This window comes from Clostridium sp. X (genome assembly GCF_055755365.1).
The window spans coordinates 204231-219592 of record NZ_CM146912.1; the positions used below are offsets into that span (position 1 = coordinate 204231).

Genomic DNA, 15362 nt, shown 5'->3' on the forward strand with positions numbered 1-15362 from the left:
AACTTTGAATTCAAAAGCAAACTTTCCAATTATTTCAGTATTTATAGATGAGGTCCTCAATGTATCTAGAGAGCATAGTGACTCTGAAGAACAAATAGTATCTGATATAAGTTTTTACATCTCCGCCTATAAAAGAGTTTCTTCAGAAATTAAAGATAAAAGTGTTGATTTTGCTCATAAACTTGTAAAGTACTTCACTTCAAATTTACTACTTCATCATCACCAGGATGATGTTCCCGTGTTCTCAATATATCTTGGTGTCAATGAAGAAAAAGTTGATATTAATACTTATGGAGGTTACTATACAAGATTTATAAAAAATCTACCTTCATTACAAAATATGTTGGATGATTTATTACTAGATATTAGAGATGATTTAGATATAAATCATAGCAATGTAGATGATATAATTTCTGAACTTCAATCTATTCCTAGAGTAGACATAAAAAATCATATGCCTAACATTAATCATGATGAAGATATTGACGAGGATGATTTAGACTGGACTTACACAAGAATAGTAAGAACTCCTTATAGTGAAGCCTATGTTCTTTATTTAAATGATGAAGCTTGTGGTGAAATTCATGTTCACATTAGTAAAGATATTAACACAACGATAGTTACAACTTCTGAAATAACTGAAAAAGAAAGAGCACTTCTAATGGGTTATGTACATGAGACTCTTTTAGAAACTCTAGAAGCTGAATATGAAAAAACTTCTACAATAAACTTTTATACTGAGGCAATAAATGATATTTAAGCTATAATGATTTTAAAGAAAAGCTACCTAATAATAAACACTTTATTATAGGTAGCTTTTAAAACTTCAGTTCCTAAGTGTATATAACTTTCCATTTTTAGCTTTAAAAAATCTTTCTCCCCTAAATCCTTTTTCTCTCAATATCTTTTGTATCTCATATAGTGTTCCTGCATGACTTACAATAAGAATATTATTACTATCTTCTTGTAGTATAGTATCTACAATCTCATTAATTCTCTTTAATGTAATTGTGCGTTTCTCTGGCTGTGATATATGATTTCTTATCCAAGCAAAACGGCTAAAAATAGCCCAGAAATGATAAGGCATTGGAATACTTAAGCTAATCCACGCTGCTGATGGAATCTCCACTAATTTATCAGTCACTATAATTTCTCCATGGTATATAGTTTTAGCTGTAGTGAAAGCTCTACTTAAGCTACTGCAATAGCACTTGTCCCACTCTTTATCTATTACAACTTCATTTTCTATTACTCCTGATATATCATAATTAGCCATATACTTATTATATTCTTTAGCAGTCATAAACCTATTTCTTTTTATATCTACTTTAAAATGCCTTACTAATCCTATTTTCATAACTTCCCTCCAGTAAATATATGAATTACAAAGTTTATAATCATATATTATGCATAAGGGGAAATAGTATTCAAAGAATACTATTTATCAATGAAACTCCTCAACAAAGTTGATGAGTAAGTGACCATCACAAAATCCAAGATTTTGGATGTCTACTTAAAACAAAAACCCCATAAGAGTTAACTCTTATGGGGTGACAATTCAATTATCTTCTGAATCCTCTATTGTTGTTGTTTTGTTGTTTTCTTGCTCTTCTGCAATCAACACATCTTTGTGGTTCGTTATCGAATCCTTTTTCTTGGTAGAAAGCTTGTTCGCCTTCTGTGAATACGAAATCTTTTCCACAGTCTTTACATACTAAAGTTTTATCTGCCATTTCAACATTCCTCCTTTTTCATATAATAAGATTTAAAGACTAGTTCACATTACGTTCCTAAAAAGAGGAAATGTTGTTAACCATATTAAATCTTTCCTAAGGTATATTTTAAATACCAGAATTTATTATATCATGGCAGGAATAAATAAGCAATCATTTAACTTAAAATATACTTAGAATTAATACCTATAATTCATTTGACAAAATCATACACTAAGTATAGAATTATATGAAGTTTTTACTACGAACAAAGGAGATAAATATGGCAACTACATTTAATACATTAGGAATAAATTCAAATATTATAAATGGTCTAAAAAAACAAGAAATAAATGCACCTACAGAAATTCAAGAAAAAGCACTTCCATTAGCAATGGAAAATAAAGATATTATTGCTCAAGCTCAAACAGGAAGTGGAAAAACCTTAGCTTACTTACTTCCTATATTTCATAAGATAGATAGTTCAAAACGAGAAATGCAGGCTATTGTCCTGGCTCCAACTCATGAACTAGTTGTACAAATAGATGCTCAAATTAAACTTCTTGCTTCGAACTCTGGTATTCCTGTAACTTCTGCAACTGTTATAGGGGAAGCTAATATAAAAAGACAAATAGAAAAGTTAAAGGAAAAGCCTCATATAATTGTAGGATCTACAGGTAGAATTTTAAAGCTTATAAAGGATAGAAAAATAAGTGCTCATACTATTAAAACAATAGTTATCGATGAGGGCGATAAGCTTCTAGATGATAAAAACTTAGCTGGAGTACAGGATGTAATTAAGACTACTATGCGCGATAGACAATTAATGACTTTTTCAGCTACTATAAATGAAAAAGCCTTAAGTGTTGCTCAAATTCTTATGAAGGATCCTGTAGTCGTAAAAGTTGAAGATGAAGCCATAGCAAACCCAAATATTACTCACATGTATTTTACTGCAGAGCAAAGAGATAAGGTTGAGGTTTTAAGAAAACTAATAGCAGCTATAAATCCTGAAAAAGCTATTGTATTTATAAATAATTCAGAAGTAATTGATATAACTACTTCAAAACTTAAGTTTCATAAAATTAAAGCTTATAGTATATATGGATCAGCTTCAAAGGAAGAACGAAAAAAGGCCATAGATGATTTTAAAGGTGGAAGACTTCAACTTCTAATTTCCTCTGATTTATCTGCTAGAGGACTCGATATAAAAGATGTAACTCATATATTTAATTTAGATTTACCTGAAGACACAAAGGAGTATTTACATAGAGTAGGCAGAACAGGAAGAGCAGGGAAAACTGGAACTGCTATATCTATAGTAACTGAAAAAGAGATTTCCTTAATAAAGAAACTTGAAAGAGACTTTAATATAAATATTGAAGCTAAAGATGTTTATAAAGGAAAGATTATGTCTGCTAAAAAGTCTTCACTTAAACCCTCTAATACTAACAACAATAAACCTTATATTAAAAAGACGAATAAGTATTAGTTTACACAAAATCATTTATATTCTCTTTAAAACTAAAATAAGATGTGTCTACCCATATGATAGATACATCTTATTATTTTCACTACAAATTTCATATTATTTTAATTATATTTCCGGTGTTATTATATACAAATTTGTCTTTAAATTCATGTTTAATCTTCTCTATAGCATATTCTCCAGTGCAATGAGACATTCCTAAAATATTAATATTTTTTTCTTTTAAAAAGTTAATTGTATTATTTAATCTTTGCCCATCTGCTTCAATTAAATGAGTTCCACCAATAATTCCATAAATAGTCATACCAGTTCTTTCTATTATTGTTTCTAAAATATTTACTATACCAACATGAGAGCATCCTAATATAATCAATAGTCCTCTTTCAAGTTTTACCGCTAATACTATTTCATCTAAAAAATCATCTAAAATATAACTCTCATTATGTTTTATTAAAAATTTGGGGTTACGTAATTCAAAATTATTGTTTCTTTTAAAATTAGAAAATATCATTATATTTTCAGTAATGTAGCATATGTCTTCTTTAATATATCTTATGAGAATATTATTTTCATTAATATACTCCTCATCAAAAGAATTACCAATGTACTTATAGGTATCTCCTTCTATCCCTTTGTATTTTTCACTAAAAAAGCCTTCTCCTACAATTAACTTAAATGAATTTCCCATATTATTTATAAGTTTTGTAAAACCTCCACTATGATCATAATGTCCATGACTTAGTACAACATATTCTAATTTGTTTAAATCAACATTCAATTTTTCAGCATTTTTAATAAAGTCTCCACTTGCACCTGTATCAAATAAAATCTTAATTTCATCAATCTCAATATAAAGAGAAAACCCATGTTCACTAAATAAAATTCCATTGTCATCTGTATTATTTTCAATAAGAGTTGTTATTGTAAGTTTCACCTTATCACTCCATTGTCTTACACCATTTTTTACAAAAATCAGCTTTTTTTCCGCATATAACTTTTTCTGAACCACAAGCAGGACAAACATACCTGTCCTGCTCATAACTCATTTCATATACATTGCTACAATTAGAACATTTAAATTTACAAAATGTAGCTTTATAATTTCCACCACTTATTCTTATAGCATTTCCTTCAGTCAAAGCAATAGCTACCTTTTTCCTTGCACTATCGATAATATTTTGAAAAGTTTGCCTTGATACCTGCATTTTTTCGGCACACTCTTCTTGATTTAATTCTTCAATATCTTTTAGTCGCATTGCTTCAAGTTCTTCTACCTTTAAACCTATCTCTTTAATCTCACATTTAGGTTTTCCCCATGGAACAAAATAAGTATTTTTGGGGAAAAATTCTACTCTTCTAAATTTTGTTGGTCTTGACAATTTAAATCCACCCTTATATTAAATTTAACATATTATTTATTCAATACATTTTGTTAAAACATCATAGGCATATTCTATTATTTCATCACAAGGTATACCTTTTCTCTTTAGTTCTATACATTCAAATGTTCCATACTTTTCTTTTACTTTATTCATTACTTCTTTAGTAATCTTTCTTACTTCATTTGGACTTTCACTTATTTTTCTATCTTTCACTGCTCCTAAAACCATCAATGCTCCAGTAATTGCTCCACAAGCAGATCCAACATTCATACCTGAACCAAAGGGAGTTGCTATTGCAACTGGTATATTTAAATTTTTTTCTTCATTTATTGCTTTTATAACAGACTCTGCACAATTATAACCTTGTTTATGATACTCTAAAACATGTGTCATTTGCATTCTCCTTTTATTCTTTAGCCGTAACTAGAATATTCCTATAATTTTAATAATTCTATTCCTCCAAATCTTTAATAATATTTCTTACTATAGGATTGAAAATTAATTCAAGACTCTCATTTTCACTTTCATATCCATGATCTGATAAATTATTTATACTATCTAACATTGGAAGCTCTGCTATAAGTTTTAAATTCATTTCCTTTAAAAACTTATCTGTATTTTCTCCATTAAAGAGTTTTATTTTTTTATCACAATCCGGACAAGTTATATAACTCATATTTTCAATAACACCTAAAACATTAATATTCATCTTTTTTGCCATATTTACAGCTTTAGAAACTATCATAGAAACAAGGTCCTGTGGTATTGATACCATAACTATTCCACTTATTGGAATAGACTGCATTACTGTTAAAGCAACATCTCCTGTTCCTGGAGGCATATCAATCACTAGGTAATCAAGGTCTCCCCAAAGAACATCTGTCCAAAACTGTTCAACTATACCTGAAATCATTGGACCTCTCCAAATCACAGGTTCCTCTTCCTTATCATTTAAAAGATTTAATGACATAACCTTTATACCATCACTAGTTTCAACAGGTAACATCATCTCTTCAGTCCCCATAGCTCTTTTTCCTTTTAAACCAAGAAGTCTTGGAGCACTTGGTCCTGTTATATCTGCATCTAATACTCCAACACTATATCCAAGCTGCTTTAAATGTTTTGCAATAAGCACAGAAATTGAAGATTTACCTACTCCACCTTTTCCACTCATAACTCCAATAATTTTTTTAACATTGTTTAAAGGATTGTTTTTAATCATACAGCTTTCCTTATCCTTTGAACATCCGTCACTTGATGGACATGTAGTACACCCTGACATGAAATCATCTCCTATATGTATATTGGCATTTGCCACTTTTATATTACTCCTATTTTTTATTATTGTCAAATGCCAATTACATTTTTTTCCCAAAAGAAGACCTTCTTATCAGTTTGATAAAAAGGTCTTTTTACAAATTAATATATTTAGTTAAAGATTTTCGATTACATTGCTTTATGTGTTAATAACTCATTACTAGCTTTTTACTTTTGATCCTTAAACATATCCATTAAAGCTCCAAAAGGATTATTTATATCTTGATCCGCTTCTTTTTTCATTTTATTCATATAGTTTTGAACATCTTTTTTATTTACTTTCTCATTCTTCTTATCAAATCTCTTGTTAAATGAAGATGCCTTTTCTCTAAAATTACAGTTTGTATTTGCACAAATATATATTTGCCCTTCTCCCTGTCCCCTAAGCTCTAATCTCTTCTTACATTCTGGACATCTTGCATTGGTAACTTTACTTACATTTTCTCTATGACCGCACTCTCTGTCTTGGCACACATTCATTACTCCATGTTTACCCTTAACTTCTAGCATATATTTGCCACAACTCGGGCACTTCTTGCCAGTAAGATTGTCATGTTTAAACTTATCACTACTTCCCTTAACTTCTTGAACTAGTTCAGCTGCATATTTTCTCATTTCTTCTGTGAAAGCTTTTGGATCTTTCTTTCCTTTACTTATAAGCTCTAATTCAAGCTCCCATTTAGCCGTCATTAATGGTGATTTTAATTCTTCTGGTACAAGCTCTATAAGTTGTTTTCCTTTTGAAGTAGGAACTATTTCCTTGCCATTTTTCTCTATATAGAACATATTAAATAGCTTTTCAATAATATCAGCTCTTGTAGCAACAGTTCCTATTCCACCTGTTTCTCCTAGGGTTTTAGCAGCAATTTTATCTACAGCTACATATTTTTGTGGCTTTTCCATAGCTGATAGTAATGTACCTTCATTAAATCTTGCTGGTGGTTTTGTCTTAAGATTCTTACTCTCCACTGAAATTATATTTAGCTTGTCATCTTTTTTAACTATTGGTAGCACTTGACTATCTCTTTCATCTTCATCGTCTACTAAGTCATCAGCTCTATCGTATACCTTTTTCCATCCTTTTGATTTTATTACATTTCCTTTAGCCATAAAAGTTTCACCATTGATATCAACTTTTATAGTTGTTTGTAAATATTCATATGGAGGTAGCATAACAGATAAAAATCTCTTAACTACTAAGTCATAAATATGTCTCTCTTCACTGCTTAAAAGAGCTATATTTCCTCTTTCCTCTGTTGGAATTATTGCATGATGGTCACTTACTTTGCTATTATCTACAAAGCCTTTGTGGGCATTTATCTTATTATTTAATATTTCAGTTGCTAGTGCCCTATAGTTTCCTACAGAAATTGCTTTTAAACGGTCTGGTAATGTGGCTACTATATCAGCAGAAATATACCTTGAATCTGTTCTTGGATAAGTTAGTACCTTGTAATTCTCATATAATCTTTGCATTATAGATAAGGTTTGTTTAGCTGAGTATCCAAAAATTCTATTTGCATCTCTTTGTAACTCAGTTAAATCATAAAGTGAAGGTGCAAATTGCTTTTTAGCGCTTTCATTTACTTCAACTACATTTCCTTGTTTACTTCTTGTTGCTAAAATAATCTTATTTACCTTATCTTCTTCAAAAATATTGCTATTATTATTCTTATCTCTCCACTGAAGAGTAAAATCCCTTGTCTTAGCATTTATTATAAAATAATCTTTTGGCTTAAAGTTTCTTATCTCTTCTTCTCGATTAACTATCATAGCAAGAGTTGCTGACTGTACCCTACCTGCTGTTAACTGAGCATTATGCTTACAAGTAAGAGCTCTTGTAATATTTAATCCTACAACCCAATCAGCTTCTGATCTACATGCTGCTGCCTTGTATAAATTATCATACTGCGATGAAGGTTTTAGATTTTTAAATCCTTCTTTAATAGCCTTATCTGTCACTGAGGAAATCCAAAGACGCTTTAAAGGCTTTTTAATATGAGCTTTGTCTAAAATCCATCTAGCCACTAGCTCTCCTTCTCTTCCTGCATCGGTAGCTATAACAATTTCACTAACATCTTTTCTATTCATCTGCTCTTTAACAGCACTAAATTGTTTTCCACTTTGCTTTATAACAACAAGTTTTAAGTGAGGTGGGAGCATTGGTAAATCTTCTATTTTCCATGACTTATATTTTTCATCATAAGCCTCTGGGTCAGCTAAGGTAACTAAATGACCTAATGCCCAGGTAACTATATACTTTTCACCTTCTAAATATCCATTTCCTTTTTTATTGCAGTTTAAAACTCTAGCTATGTCCCTTCCAACTGAAGGTTTTTCAGCAAGTACTAATATTTTATTCATTTAAACAGTCCTCTCAAAGTTATATAAAATATAATACCATAATTAAAGCTTCATACGCTATTAATCTCTAATATTTTAAGATTTTATAGCACATCCTATTAATATTGGGAGGTGCTTTAAATGGAAAGTTTAGAATTAGCTATACATGAATTATTAGAAATTAATGAATTTATAAGTGAAGAAATGATTGGGATAAAGAAAATTTCTATAACTATGGATATGCCTCAAGATAAAGATTTAAAAGATTTTATAAAAGAATACTTAGATTCTAAAAAAACTATCCTTGAAAATTTGCAATCTGATTTATCTTCAAAGCCAGCTAATGATAAAAAGGAGGATAAAGCTATGTCAGACAAGGAACAATTAAGTGATAAAGATGTGTTTCTAGATTTACTAGCAAGCTCTAAAGCTACAATTAATTCACTATCAGTAACACTAACAGCAACTACTAATGCACAAGTTAGAGGAAAGCTTGTAAAACAATTATATAGTTATATAAATTCACATCGTAAAATTCTTGATATGGCTATAAGCAAAAAATGGTACGATCCTTATGCTGATCCTAAAACACAACTTCAGAGTGAATTAGATGCTATAGGATCTATAGATAAAAACTAATAAGCTACATAATAAATAAAACTTTAACTGGAGGTAACATTATGATTGATACTAAATTAGCTCCCTATGAGATTATTGGACTTAAAGAGCTCTTAAATATGGAGGTAGTTAGTTTTAAAAAAATTCATGCTGCTCTGTCTATGGTTCAAGACGATGAGTTAGAAATTTTTATGAAAAGATCATTGGATACAAAGAATAAAAGTATTTCATCTATTAGAGATTTTGTTAATAGTGCAATTGACACAAAAAAGCAGGAGGGAAAATAATGTCTATAATGGATATGCTATTAGGTGGAAGTAATACTTTAACAAAGAAAGATGTAGCAATTGATATGATTAATGATTCTAAGTGTAAAATAATAAACTTAGCTAAATTTGCATCAAAAATTATTAATCCTGATCTTAGAACTATAATTGATTCTCAGCTTGATTATGCTATTAAAGATCATTTTGAACTAGTTGATATAGCCATTAGAAAAGGATGGTATCCAGCCTTAGATACTCCCGAAGAACAACTGACTAAAGCCTATAACAACTCCGAAAATCTATCAAGCGGAAGATAATTGCAAAATAAAATAAGAAAATTGCAAAGCAATTTTCTTATTTTATTTTGTATTCTATTTTTTTCATAAGCTCAGTAAGTTCTTTTTCAGTTAAATCTCTCCATTGTCCTTTCTTTAACTTTCCAAGATGTATATTCATAATCCTAATTCGTTGTAATCTAACCACTTTATAATCAAATACTTGACACATTCTTCTTATTTGACGATTAAGTCCTTGTGTGAGAATTATCTTAAATGCTTTTTCACCTTGTCTTGTTACTATACAAGGTTTAGTTATGGTACCAAGTATCTTTACTCCACTAGCCATACCTTCCAAAAATGCATTTGTAATTGGTTTATTTACCGTAACTATGTATTCTTTTTCATGATCATTCTCTGACCGTAGAATCTTATTTACAATATCTCCATCGTTAGTGAGCAAAATAAGCCCATCTGAATCCTTATCTAGTCTTCCTATAGGGAAAATTCTCTCTGGATGATTTACAAAGTTTACAATATTCCCTTTTATATGAGTTTCTGTAGTAGATGTAATTCCTACAGGTTTATTTAATGCAATATATACATTTTTCTTCTTTATGCCAAGAGGTTTTCCGTCAATTCGCACATCATCTCCTGGTTCTGCAGTACTTCCAAGCTCAGCAATGACTCCATTAATAGTAACTTTTCCTGCTTGTATAATTTCATCTGCTTTTCGCCTTGAACAAATACCTGTTTCACTAATAAACTTATTAATTCTCATCTTCAAAACCTTTCCTTTTATCTTTTTCCGCTTAATTTCATATTATATGTTAATTAAAACTAATTATTTCATTCATTATTATATCATATCTCTATTTTCTTAAAACAACTACTTGTTATTAAGTTTATGTCTTTATTATAACTTTAAAAATTTTATCCACTACTTGAATATTGATATAATTTTGTATTATTATGTATATACATATATAGGAATGATTTTTCCTAGAGATAACTCTTTTTCTTAAGATTTATCTTTATTATTTTCTAATTTCATGTAATTATCCTATTTCACACTCTAACTATCACAGTAACATTCCCCCTATAGATGTATTAATTGTTATATTGAACATTAAAAAATTATCAATTTTAAAGCAAGGAAGGTGAAAACTGCTTAGGCAGGAAATGATGGATGAAAAAAATAAGTTAGACAAGAAAAATTTAATAGAATTGGAAGAATACATTGATAGTCTTGAAGATAAAGAAGGCTGTCTTATTAATGTACTTCATAGGGCTCAAGATATATTTGGATATCTTCCATCTGAATTACAACTTTTTATTTCTAGAAAGCTTGGTGTAACAGCTGCAAAGGTTTATGGTGTTACTACCTTCTATTCATTCTTTACTATGGAACCACGTGGAAAGCATGTTATAAATGTTTGTATGGGCACTGCTTGCTTTGTTAAGGGTGCTGATAAAATTCTTAAAAAGTTCAGGGAAACTCTCAATATTACAGAGGGTAATACTTCTCCTGACGGAATGTTTACAGTTGATAGTTTAAGATGTATTGGCGCTTGTGGTCTTGCTCCTGTTGTAACAGTAGATGGCAAGGTTTATGGTAGATTAACGGTAGAAAATGTTGATGGAATAATTAAAGAGTATAGAGATAAGTAAGAGCAAGTTGTTTAGTTCAGAGATTGGAGGTATAGATATGAGCAGAATAAACTCCCTTGAGGAGCTAAAATCCTTAAAAGATAAATATAAAGCCTGTATTGAAAATCGTACTTTAGATATTCCCAATAGAGATAGTTCAAAAATAGATATCCTTGTCTGTGGAGGTACTGGATGTCATGCCTCTGGTGGTATCGATGTATTTGAGAACTTTAAAGAACTATTGAGGAAAAATGGACTTGAAAATAATGTACAAGTAGTTAATACTGGATGCTTCGGTTTTTGTGAAAAAGGTCCCATAGTAAAAGTAATGCCTGATAATATTTTCTATATTGAGGTTACACCTGAGAAAGCAAAATTAATTGTAGAAGAACATATTTTAAAAGGAAATGTGGTTAAGGAGTGTGTGTACAAGGAACCTGAAACTCATCATCCTCTTCCAAGGCAAGATGACTTACCTTTTTATAAAAAACAAGTAAGAATTGCTTTAAGAAATTGTGGACTCATTAATCCTGAGAATATTAAAGAATATATAGCTGTAGATGGGTATTTAGCCTTAGGAAAAGTCCTAATGGAAATGACTCCTGAAAAAGTTATTGATGAGATTAAAAAAAGTGGACTTAGAGGACGTGGTGGTGGTGGTTTCCCTACTGGCCTTAAATGGGAAACTACTCGTAAATCTAAATCTGATATAAAATATGTAATTTGTAATGCAGATGAAGGTGACCCTGGTGCCTTTATGGACAGAAGTATCCTAGAAGGTGACCCCCATTCTGTACTTGAAGCTATGGCTATTACTGGTTATTGTATTGGTGCAAGTCAAGGATACATTTATATTAGAGCCGAATACCCTCTTGCAATAGAAAGACTTAGAATCGCAATTGAACAAGCCTATGCAGAAGGTTTACTTGGAAAAGATATATTAGGTTCTGGTTTCTCTTTTGATATTGCCTTAAAATATGGTGCTGGGGCATTTGTATGTGGTGAAGAAACTGCTCTTATAAGCTCTATTGAAGGTAATCGTGGTGAGCCAACAGTAAAACCACCATACCCTGCCGAAAGTGGACTATGGAATAAGCCTACTAATATAAATAATGTAGAAACTTTAGCAAATATTAGCCCTATTTTATTAAAAGGAGCTGAATGGTTTAGTTCTATTGGTACTGAAAGAAGCAAAGGTACTAAAGTATTTGCCCTAGCTGGAAAAATTAATAACGTAGGTCTAGTAGAAGTTCCTATGGGTATAACTTTAAGAGAAATAATTTACGAACTTGGTGGAGGTATAAGAAACCATAAAGCGTTTAAAGCCGTTCAAACTGGTGGTCCATCTGGAGGATGTATTCCCTCAAAGCATCTAGATACTCCTATAGACTATGAACATCTTACTGCAATTGGTTCTATGATGGGTTCTGGTGGTATGATTGTTATGGACGAAGATGACTGTATGGTTAATATATCAAAGTTCTACTTAGAATTTAGTGTAGATGAGTCTTGTGGTAGATGTACTGCTTGTAGAATAGGTAATAAGAGACTTTTTGAAATGTTAGAGAAGATATGTAAAGGTAAAGCTACTATGGAAGATCTCCATAACTTAAAAGAATTAAGCAACGTAATAAAAGATACAGCTCTTTGTGGACTTGGACAAACATCACCAAACCCGATTTTAAGTACTATGAACTTCTTTTGGGATGAGTATGTTGCTCATGTTGAAGATAAGAGCTGTCCAGCTGGAGTATGTACTGACCTTTTAAGTTATAGCATAATCTCTGAAAAGTGTATAGGATGTACAGCTTGTGCAAAAATTTGCCCAGTTAACGCAATTTCAGGTGAATTAAAGAAACCTCACAGCATTAATAAGAATTTATGTATTAAATGTGGCGCCTGCGTATCAAAATGTAAATTTAATGCAATTATAAGAAAATAAAAAGAAAAGAGGATTAATAAGCATGAATATGGTGAATCTTACGATAAACGGTTTTGCTATTACCGTTCCTGAAGGCACTTCTATTTTGGATGCTGCAAAATCCATAAATATACACATCCCTACATTATGCTACCTAGATCTTCACGATATAAAAATGGTTAATAAAACTGCATCTTGTAGAGTTTGTGTTGTAGAAGTTGAAGGAAGACGTAATCTTGCCCCTTCTTGTGCTACAAAAGTTACAGAGGGAATGGTGGTAAAGACTGACACACTCAGATCAATAAAAGCAAGACGTACTATGGTAGAGCTTTTATTATCTGATCACCCAACAGATTGTCTTATATGTGATAAGAACATGCAATGTCAACTTCAATCTATAGCTGCTGAACTAGGAATTAGAAGAGTGCACTATAAAGGTGAAAAATCAAATTATAAAACAGACTCTTCTAGTGCCTCAATACACAGAAACCCTGATAAATGTATAATGTGCAGAAGATGTGAAACTATGTGCAATGAAGTACAAACTTGTGGTATTCTTTCTGCTGTAGATAGGGGTTTTGAAACAGTTGTATCCCCTGCTTTTAACCTTCCAATGCTTGATACAATGTGTACTTTTTGCGGTCAATGTGTGCAAGTTTGCCCTACTGGAGCACTAACTGAAATAAATAACATGGGCAGATTATGGAAATACTTGGATGATCCTAATAAATATGTTATAGTTCAAACTGCTCCAGCTATAAGAGTTGCCCTTGGCGAAAAATTCGGTATGGAACCTGGAACTATTGTTACTGGAAAAATGGTAGCAGCCTTAAGGAGACTTGGTTTTAAGAATGTATTTGATACTGATTTCGCAGCTGATGTAACTATAGTTGAAGAAGCTCACGAATTCATAGATAGATTACAAAATGGTGGAAGACTTCCTATTCTTACAAGTTGCTGTCCGAGCTGGGTTAAATTTATCGAGCACCAATTCCCTGAACTATTAGATATACCTTCAACTTGTAAATCTCCTCACGTTATGTTTGGAACCTTAGCTAAGACTTATCTTGCACAAAAGCTAGGCATAGATCCTGCTAAAATAGTTGTAGTATCTGTTATGCCTTGTGTTGCCAAAAAATATGAAATAGTTCGTCCTGAAATGAAAAATGAAGGAGAAAATAACGTAGACTTAGTTATAACTACAAGAGAGCTTGGAGATATGATTAAGGAAGCTGGAATTGACTTCAATACCCTACCTGATGAAGACTTTGATAATCCTCTTGGTGAATCTACTGGTGCATCTGTAATATTCGGAACTACAGGAGGAGTTCTTGAGGCCACCCTTAGAACTTCATATGAATGGCTTACTGGTGAAACACTAGAAAATGTAGAATTCCACGGTGTACGAGGTCTTGAAGGCCTAAAAGAAGCTTCTGTAAATATTAATGGACAAGAAATTAAGGTTGGAGTAGCTCACGGACTTGGAAATGCAAGAGCTCTACTTGAATCTATAAAATCCGGAGAAGCCCATTATCATGCAATAGAAATAATGGCATGTCCCGGTGGATGTATCGATGGTGGTGGACAGCCATACCACAATGGTAATATAGAAGTAGTTAAGTCCAGAATGGCTGCTCTATATACCGAAGATAGAAATAAAACAATTAGAAAATCTCACGAAAACCCTGCTGTACAACAGATGTACAAAGACTTTATCGGTGAAATCGGTGGAGAAAAAGCACACGAATTACTCCATACTAACTACGTTGCTAGAGATAAAATTTAAATTCCAACAAATAAATTAGATACAATAATAAAACAAAGAACTTTCAATAAATTTAAGAGACTAAAGCTATACTTATCTAAAATTTTTTAACGCTTTAAATGCATCGTCCTGATGCTTAAAGCTGAAGCCTCATCCTTGAGGCTTCTACGAAAATTTTAAAACGTCTAGCTAAGTCTCTTATTTAATTTCTTTCAAAGTTCTTATTAATTTATTATTGTATCTAAAAAAGTTGGAATTTAAATAACTCTAGTAAGTATAAATTTTAAGCACCTTGAATTTCAACAATTTACTTCCAGCAGTATTTATAATAATAAATACTACTGGATATAACTTTAACTGCTTACATTGCTGTTTAAATTAGAAGTCACCTAAGGCGGCCTTGCTTAACCTAATTTAAGGTACTAAGAGTAAAAAGGTATATAATTAATTAAGAGAATTTTGAACTAGTTTTAGAAGTTCTTAGTTTATGAGTTAAAAAATTACCGTAATTCCCACCCAGGACGGGTGGGAGCCATGACTGCAGCAGGACGCTGCATAGGCATGGGTAGGTAATTTTTAAGGGAATAAACTTAGAGCTTATTAACGTGGTGAAGATTCTCTGTT

The 15362-nt window shown here is 31.3% G+C and carries 16 protein-coding genes; 8 read left to right on the plus strand and 8 right to left on the minus strand.

Annotated features, from left to right (window positions below):
* Nucleotides 1-4: 4 nt before the first annotated feature.
* Nucleotides 5-760, plus strand: a complete 756-nt coding sequence (locus tag ACX0KU_RS00970) for a hypothetical protein (RefSeq protein WP_472991086.1) — start codon at nucleotides 5-7, stop codon at nucleotides 758-760.
* A gap of 66 nt (nucleotides 761-826) precedes the next feature.
* On the opposite strand, the gene ACX0KU_RS00975 is transcribed toward ACX0KU_RS00970, so the two are convergent.
* Complete coding sequence (locus tag ACX0KU_RS00975) at nucleotides 827-1357, minus strand: histidine phosphatase family protein (protein ID WP_472991087.1); 531 nt, start codon at nucleotides 1355-1357, stop codon at nucleotides 827-829.
* Between the two features lie 205 nt (nucleotides 1358-1562).
* Complete coding sequence (locus ACX0KU_RS00980) at nucleotides 1563-1733, minus strand: zinc-ribbon domain-containing protein (protein WP_472991088.1); 171 nt, start codon at nucleotides 1731-1733, stop codon at nucleotides 1563-1565.
* Nucleotides 1734-1995: 262 nt separating this feature from the next.
* On the opposite strand from ACX0KU_RS00980, the gene ACX0KU_RS00985 reads away from it, so the two are divergent.
* Nucleotides 1996-3204, plus strand: a complete 1209-nt coding sequence (locus ACX0KU_RS00985; RefSeq protein ID WP_472991089.1) for a DEAD/DEAH box helicase — start codon at nucleotides 1996-1998, stop codon at nucleotides 3202-3204.
* A 91-nt stretch (nucleotides 3205-3295) separates the two neighbouring features.
* Here the strand turns inward: ACX0KU_RS00985 and ACX0KU_RS00990 are convergent, their stop codons facing one another.
* From ACX0KU_RS00990 to ACX0KU_RS01010, 5 genes are all read right to left on the minus strand, one after another.
* Nucleotides 3296-4135 (minus strand): MBL fold metallo-hydrolase, encoded by an 840-nt coding sequence (locus ACX0KU_RS00990; RefSeq protein WP_472991090.1) that lies wholly within the window; start codon nucleotides 4133-4135, stop codon nucleotides 3296-3298.
* Nucleotides 4136-4139: 4 nt separating this feature from the next.
* Complete coding sequence (locus ACX0KU_RS00995) at nucleotides 4140-4580, minus strand: DUF134 domain-containing protein (RefSeq protein ID WP_472991091.1); 441 nt, start codon at nucleotides 4578-4580, stop codon at nucleotides 4140-4142.
* Between the two features lie 36 nt (nucleotides 4581-4616).
* Entirely contained in the window at nucleotides 4617-4976 is a 360-nt protein-coding gene (locus tag ACX0KU_RS01000; RefSeq protein WP_472991092.1) for a C-GCAxxG-C-C family (seleno)protein, read from the minus strand.
* A 58-nt stretch (nucleotides 4977-5034) separates the two neighbouring features.
* Nucleotides 5035-5865 carry an Mrp/NBP35 family ATP-binding protein gene (locus tag ACX0KU_RS01005; protein WP_472992379.1) on the minus strand — a complete coding sequence of 277 codons (831 nt, stop codon included), beginning with the start codon at nucleotides 5863-5865 and terminating at the stop codon, nucleotides 5035-5037.
* A gap of 203 nt (nucleotides 5866-6068) precedes the next feature.
* Nucleotides 6069-8264 (minus strand): DNA topoisomerase III, encoded by a 2196-nt coding sequence (locus ACX0KU_RS01010; RefSeq protein WP_472991093.1) that lies wholly within the window; start codon nucleotides 8262-8264, stop codon nucleotides 6069-6071.
* 120 nt (nucleotides 8265-8384) lie between these two features.
* On the opposite strand from ACX0KU_RS01010, the gene ACX0KU_RS01015 reads away from it, so the two are divergent.
* From ACX0KU_RS01015 to ACX0KU_RS01025, 3 genes are read left to right on the plus strand one after another with little or no spacing between them, the layout of a single operon-like run.
* Nucleotides 8385-8882, plus strand: coding sequence for a spore coat protein (locus tag ACX0KU_RS01015; protein WP_472991094.1), 498 nt, complete (start codon nucleotides 8385-8387; stop codon nucleotides 8880-8882).
* 41 nt (nucleotides 8883-8923) lie between these two features.
* Nucleotides 8924-9148: a hypothetical protein gene (locus ACX0KU_RS01020; RefSeq protein WP_472991095.1), complete on the plus strand. Its 225-nt coding sequence runs from the start codon at nucleotides 8924-8926 to the stop codon at nucleotides 9146-9148.
* The gene (locus ACX0KU_RS01025; RefSeq protein WP_472991096.1) at nucleotides 9148-9444 is read left to right on the plus strand and encodes a spore coat protein; all 297 of its coding nucleotides are present in this window, start codon (nucleotides 9148-9150) and stop codon (nucleotides 9442-9444) included. Before ACX0KU_RS01020 ends, ACX0KU_RS01025 begins: the two co-directional genes overlap by 1 nt.
* A 37-nt stretch (nucleotides 9445-9481) precedes the next feature.
* Here the strand turns inward: ACX0KU_RS01025 and rluF are convergent, their stop codons facing one another.
* Nucleotides 9482-10183: a 23S rRNA pseudouridine(2604) synthase RluF gene (gene rluF / locus ACX0KU_RS01030; RefSeq protein ID WP_472991097.1), complete on the minus strand. Its 702-nt coding sequence runs from the start codon at nucleotides 10181-10183 to the stop codon at nucleotides 9482-9484.
* A gap of 404 nt (nucleotides 10184-10587) precedes the next feature.
* Between rluF and ACX0KU_RS01035 the strand changes: the two genes are divergently transcribed.
* Genes ACX0KU_RS01035 through ACX0KU_RS01045 form a run of 3 tightly spaced genes read left to right on the plus strand, consistent with a single transcriptional unit; the run spans nucleotide 10588 to nucleotide 14759 of the window.
* The gene (locus ACX0KU_RS01035; RefSeq protein WP_472991098.1) at nucleotides 10588-11073 is read left to right on the plus strand and encodes an NADH-quinone oxidoreductase subunit NuoE family protein; all 486 of its coding nucleotides are present in this window, start codon (nucleotides 10588-10590) and stop codon (nucleotides 11071-11073) included.
* 37 nt (nucleotides 11074-11110) lie between these two features.
* Nucleotides 11111-12994, plus strand: coding sequence for an NADH-ubiquinone oxidoreductase-F iron-sulfur binding region domain-containing protein (locus ACX0KU_RS01040; protein WP_472991099.1), 1884 nt, complete (start codon nucleotides 11111-11113; stop codon nucleotides 12992-12994).
* 22 nt (nucleotides 12995-13016) lie between these two features.
* Nucleotides 13017-14759, plus strand: a complete 1743-nt coding sequence (locus tag ACX0KU_RS01045; protein WP_472991100.1) for an NADH-dependent [FeFe] hydrogenase, group A6 — start codon at nucleotides 13017-13019, stop codon at nucleotides 14757-14759.
* The last annotated feature ends 603 nt before the right edge of the window (nucleotides 14760-15362 follow it).

What these genes read in the sequence shown, in the direction of transcription:
- ACX0KU_RS00975 (WP_472991087.1), bottom strand. Translation starts at nt 1,357, where the DNA reads ATGAAAATAGGATTAGTAAGGCATTTTAAAGTAGATATAAAAAGAAAT.
- ACX0KU_RS00980 (WP_472991088.1), bottom strand. Translation starts at nt 1,733, where the DNA reads ATGGCAGATAAAACTTTAGTATGTAAAGACTGTGGAAAAGATTTCGTA.
- ACX0KU_RS00985 (WP_472991089.1), top strand. Translation starts at nt 1,996, where the DNA reads ATGGCAACTACATTTAATACATTAGGAATAAATTCAAATATTATAAAT.
- ACX0KU_RS01000 (WP_472991092.1), bottom strand. Translation starts at nt 4,976, where the DNA reads ATGACACATGTTTTAGAGTATCATAAACAAGGTTATAATTGTGCAGAG.
- ACX0KU_RS01005 (WP_472992379.1), bottom strand. Translation starts at nt 5,865, where the DNA reads ATGTCAGGGTGTACTACATGTCCATCAAGTGACGGATGTTCAAAGGAT.
- ACX0KU_RS01010 (WP_472991093.1), bottom strand. Translation starts at nt 8,264, where the DNA reads ATGAATAAAATATTAGTACTTGCTGAAAAACCTTCAGTTGGAAGGGAC.
- ACX0KU_RS01015 (WP_472991094.1), top strand. Translation starts at nt 8,385, where the DNA reads ATGGAAAGTTTAGAATTAGCTATACATGAATTATTAGAAATTAATGAA.
- ACX0KU_RS01020 (WP_472991095.1), top strand. Translation starts at nt 8,924, where the DNA reads ATGATTGATACTAAATTAGCTCCCTATGAGATTATTGGACTTAAAGAG.
- ACX0KU_RS01025 (WP_472991096.1), top strand. Translation starts at nt 9,148, where the DNA reads ATGTCTATAATGGATATGCTATTAGGTGGAAGTAATACTTTAACAAAG.
- rluF (WP_472991097.1), bottom strand. Translation starts at nt 10,183, where the DNA reads ATGAGAATTAATAAGTTTATTAGTGAAACAGGTATTTGTTCAAGGCGA.
- ACX0KU_RS01035 (WP_472991098.1), top strand. Translation starts at nt 10,588, where the DNA reads ATGGATGAAAAAAATAAGTTAGACAAGAAAAATTTAATAGAATTGGAA.
- ACX0KU_RS01040 (WP_472991099.1), top strand. Translation starts at nt 11,111, where the DNA reads ATGAGCAGAATAAACTCCCTTGAGGAGCTAAAATCCTTAAAAGATAAA.
- ACX0KU_RS01045 (WP_472991100.1), top strand. Translation starts at nt 13,017, where the DNA reads ATGAATATGGTGAATCTTACGATAAACGGTTTTGCTATTACCGTTCCT.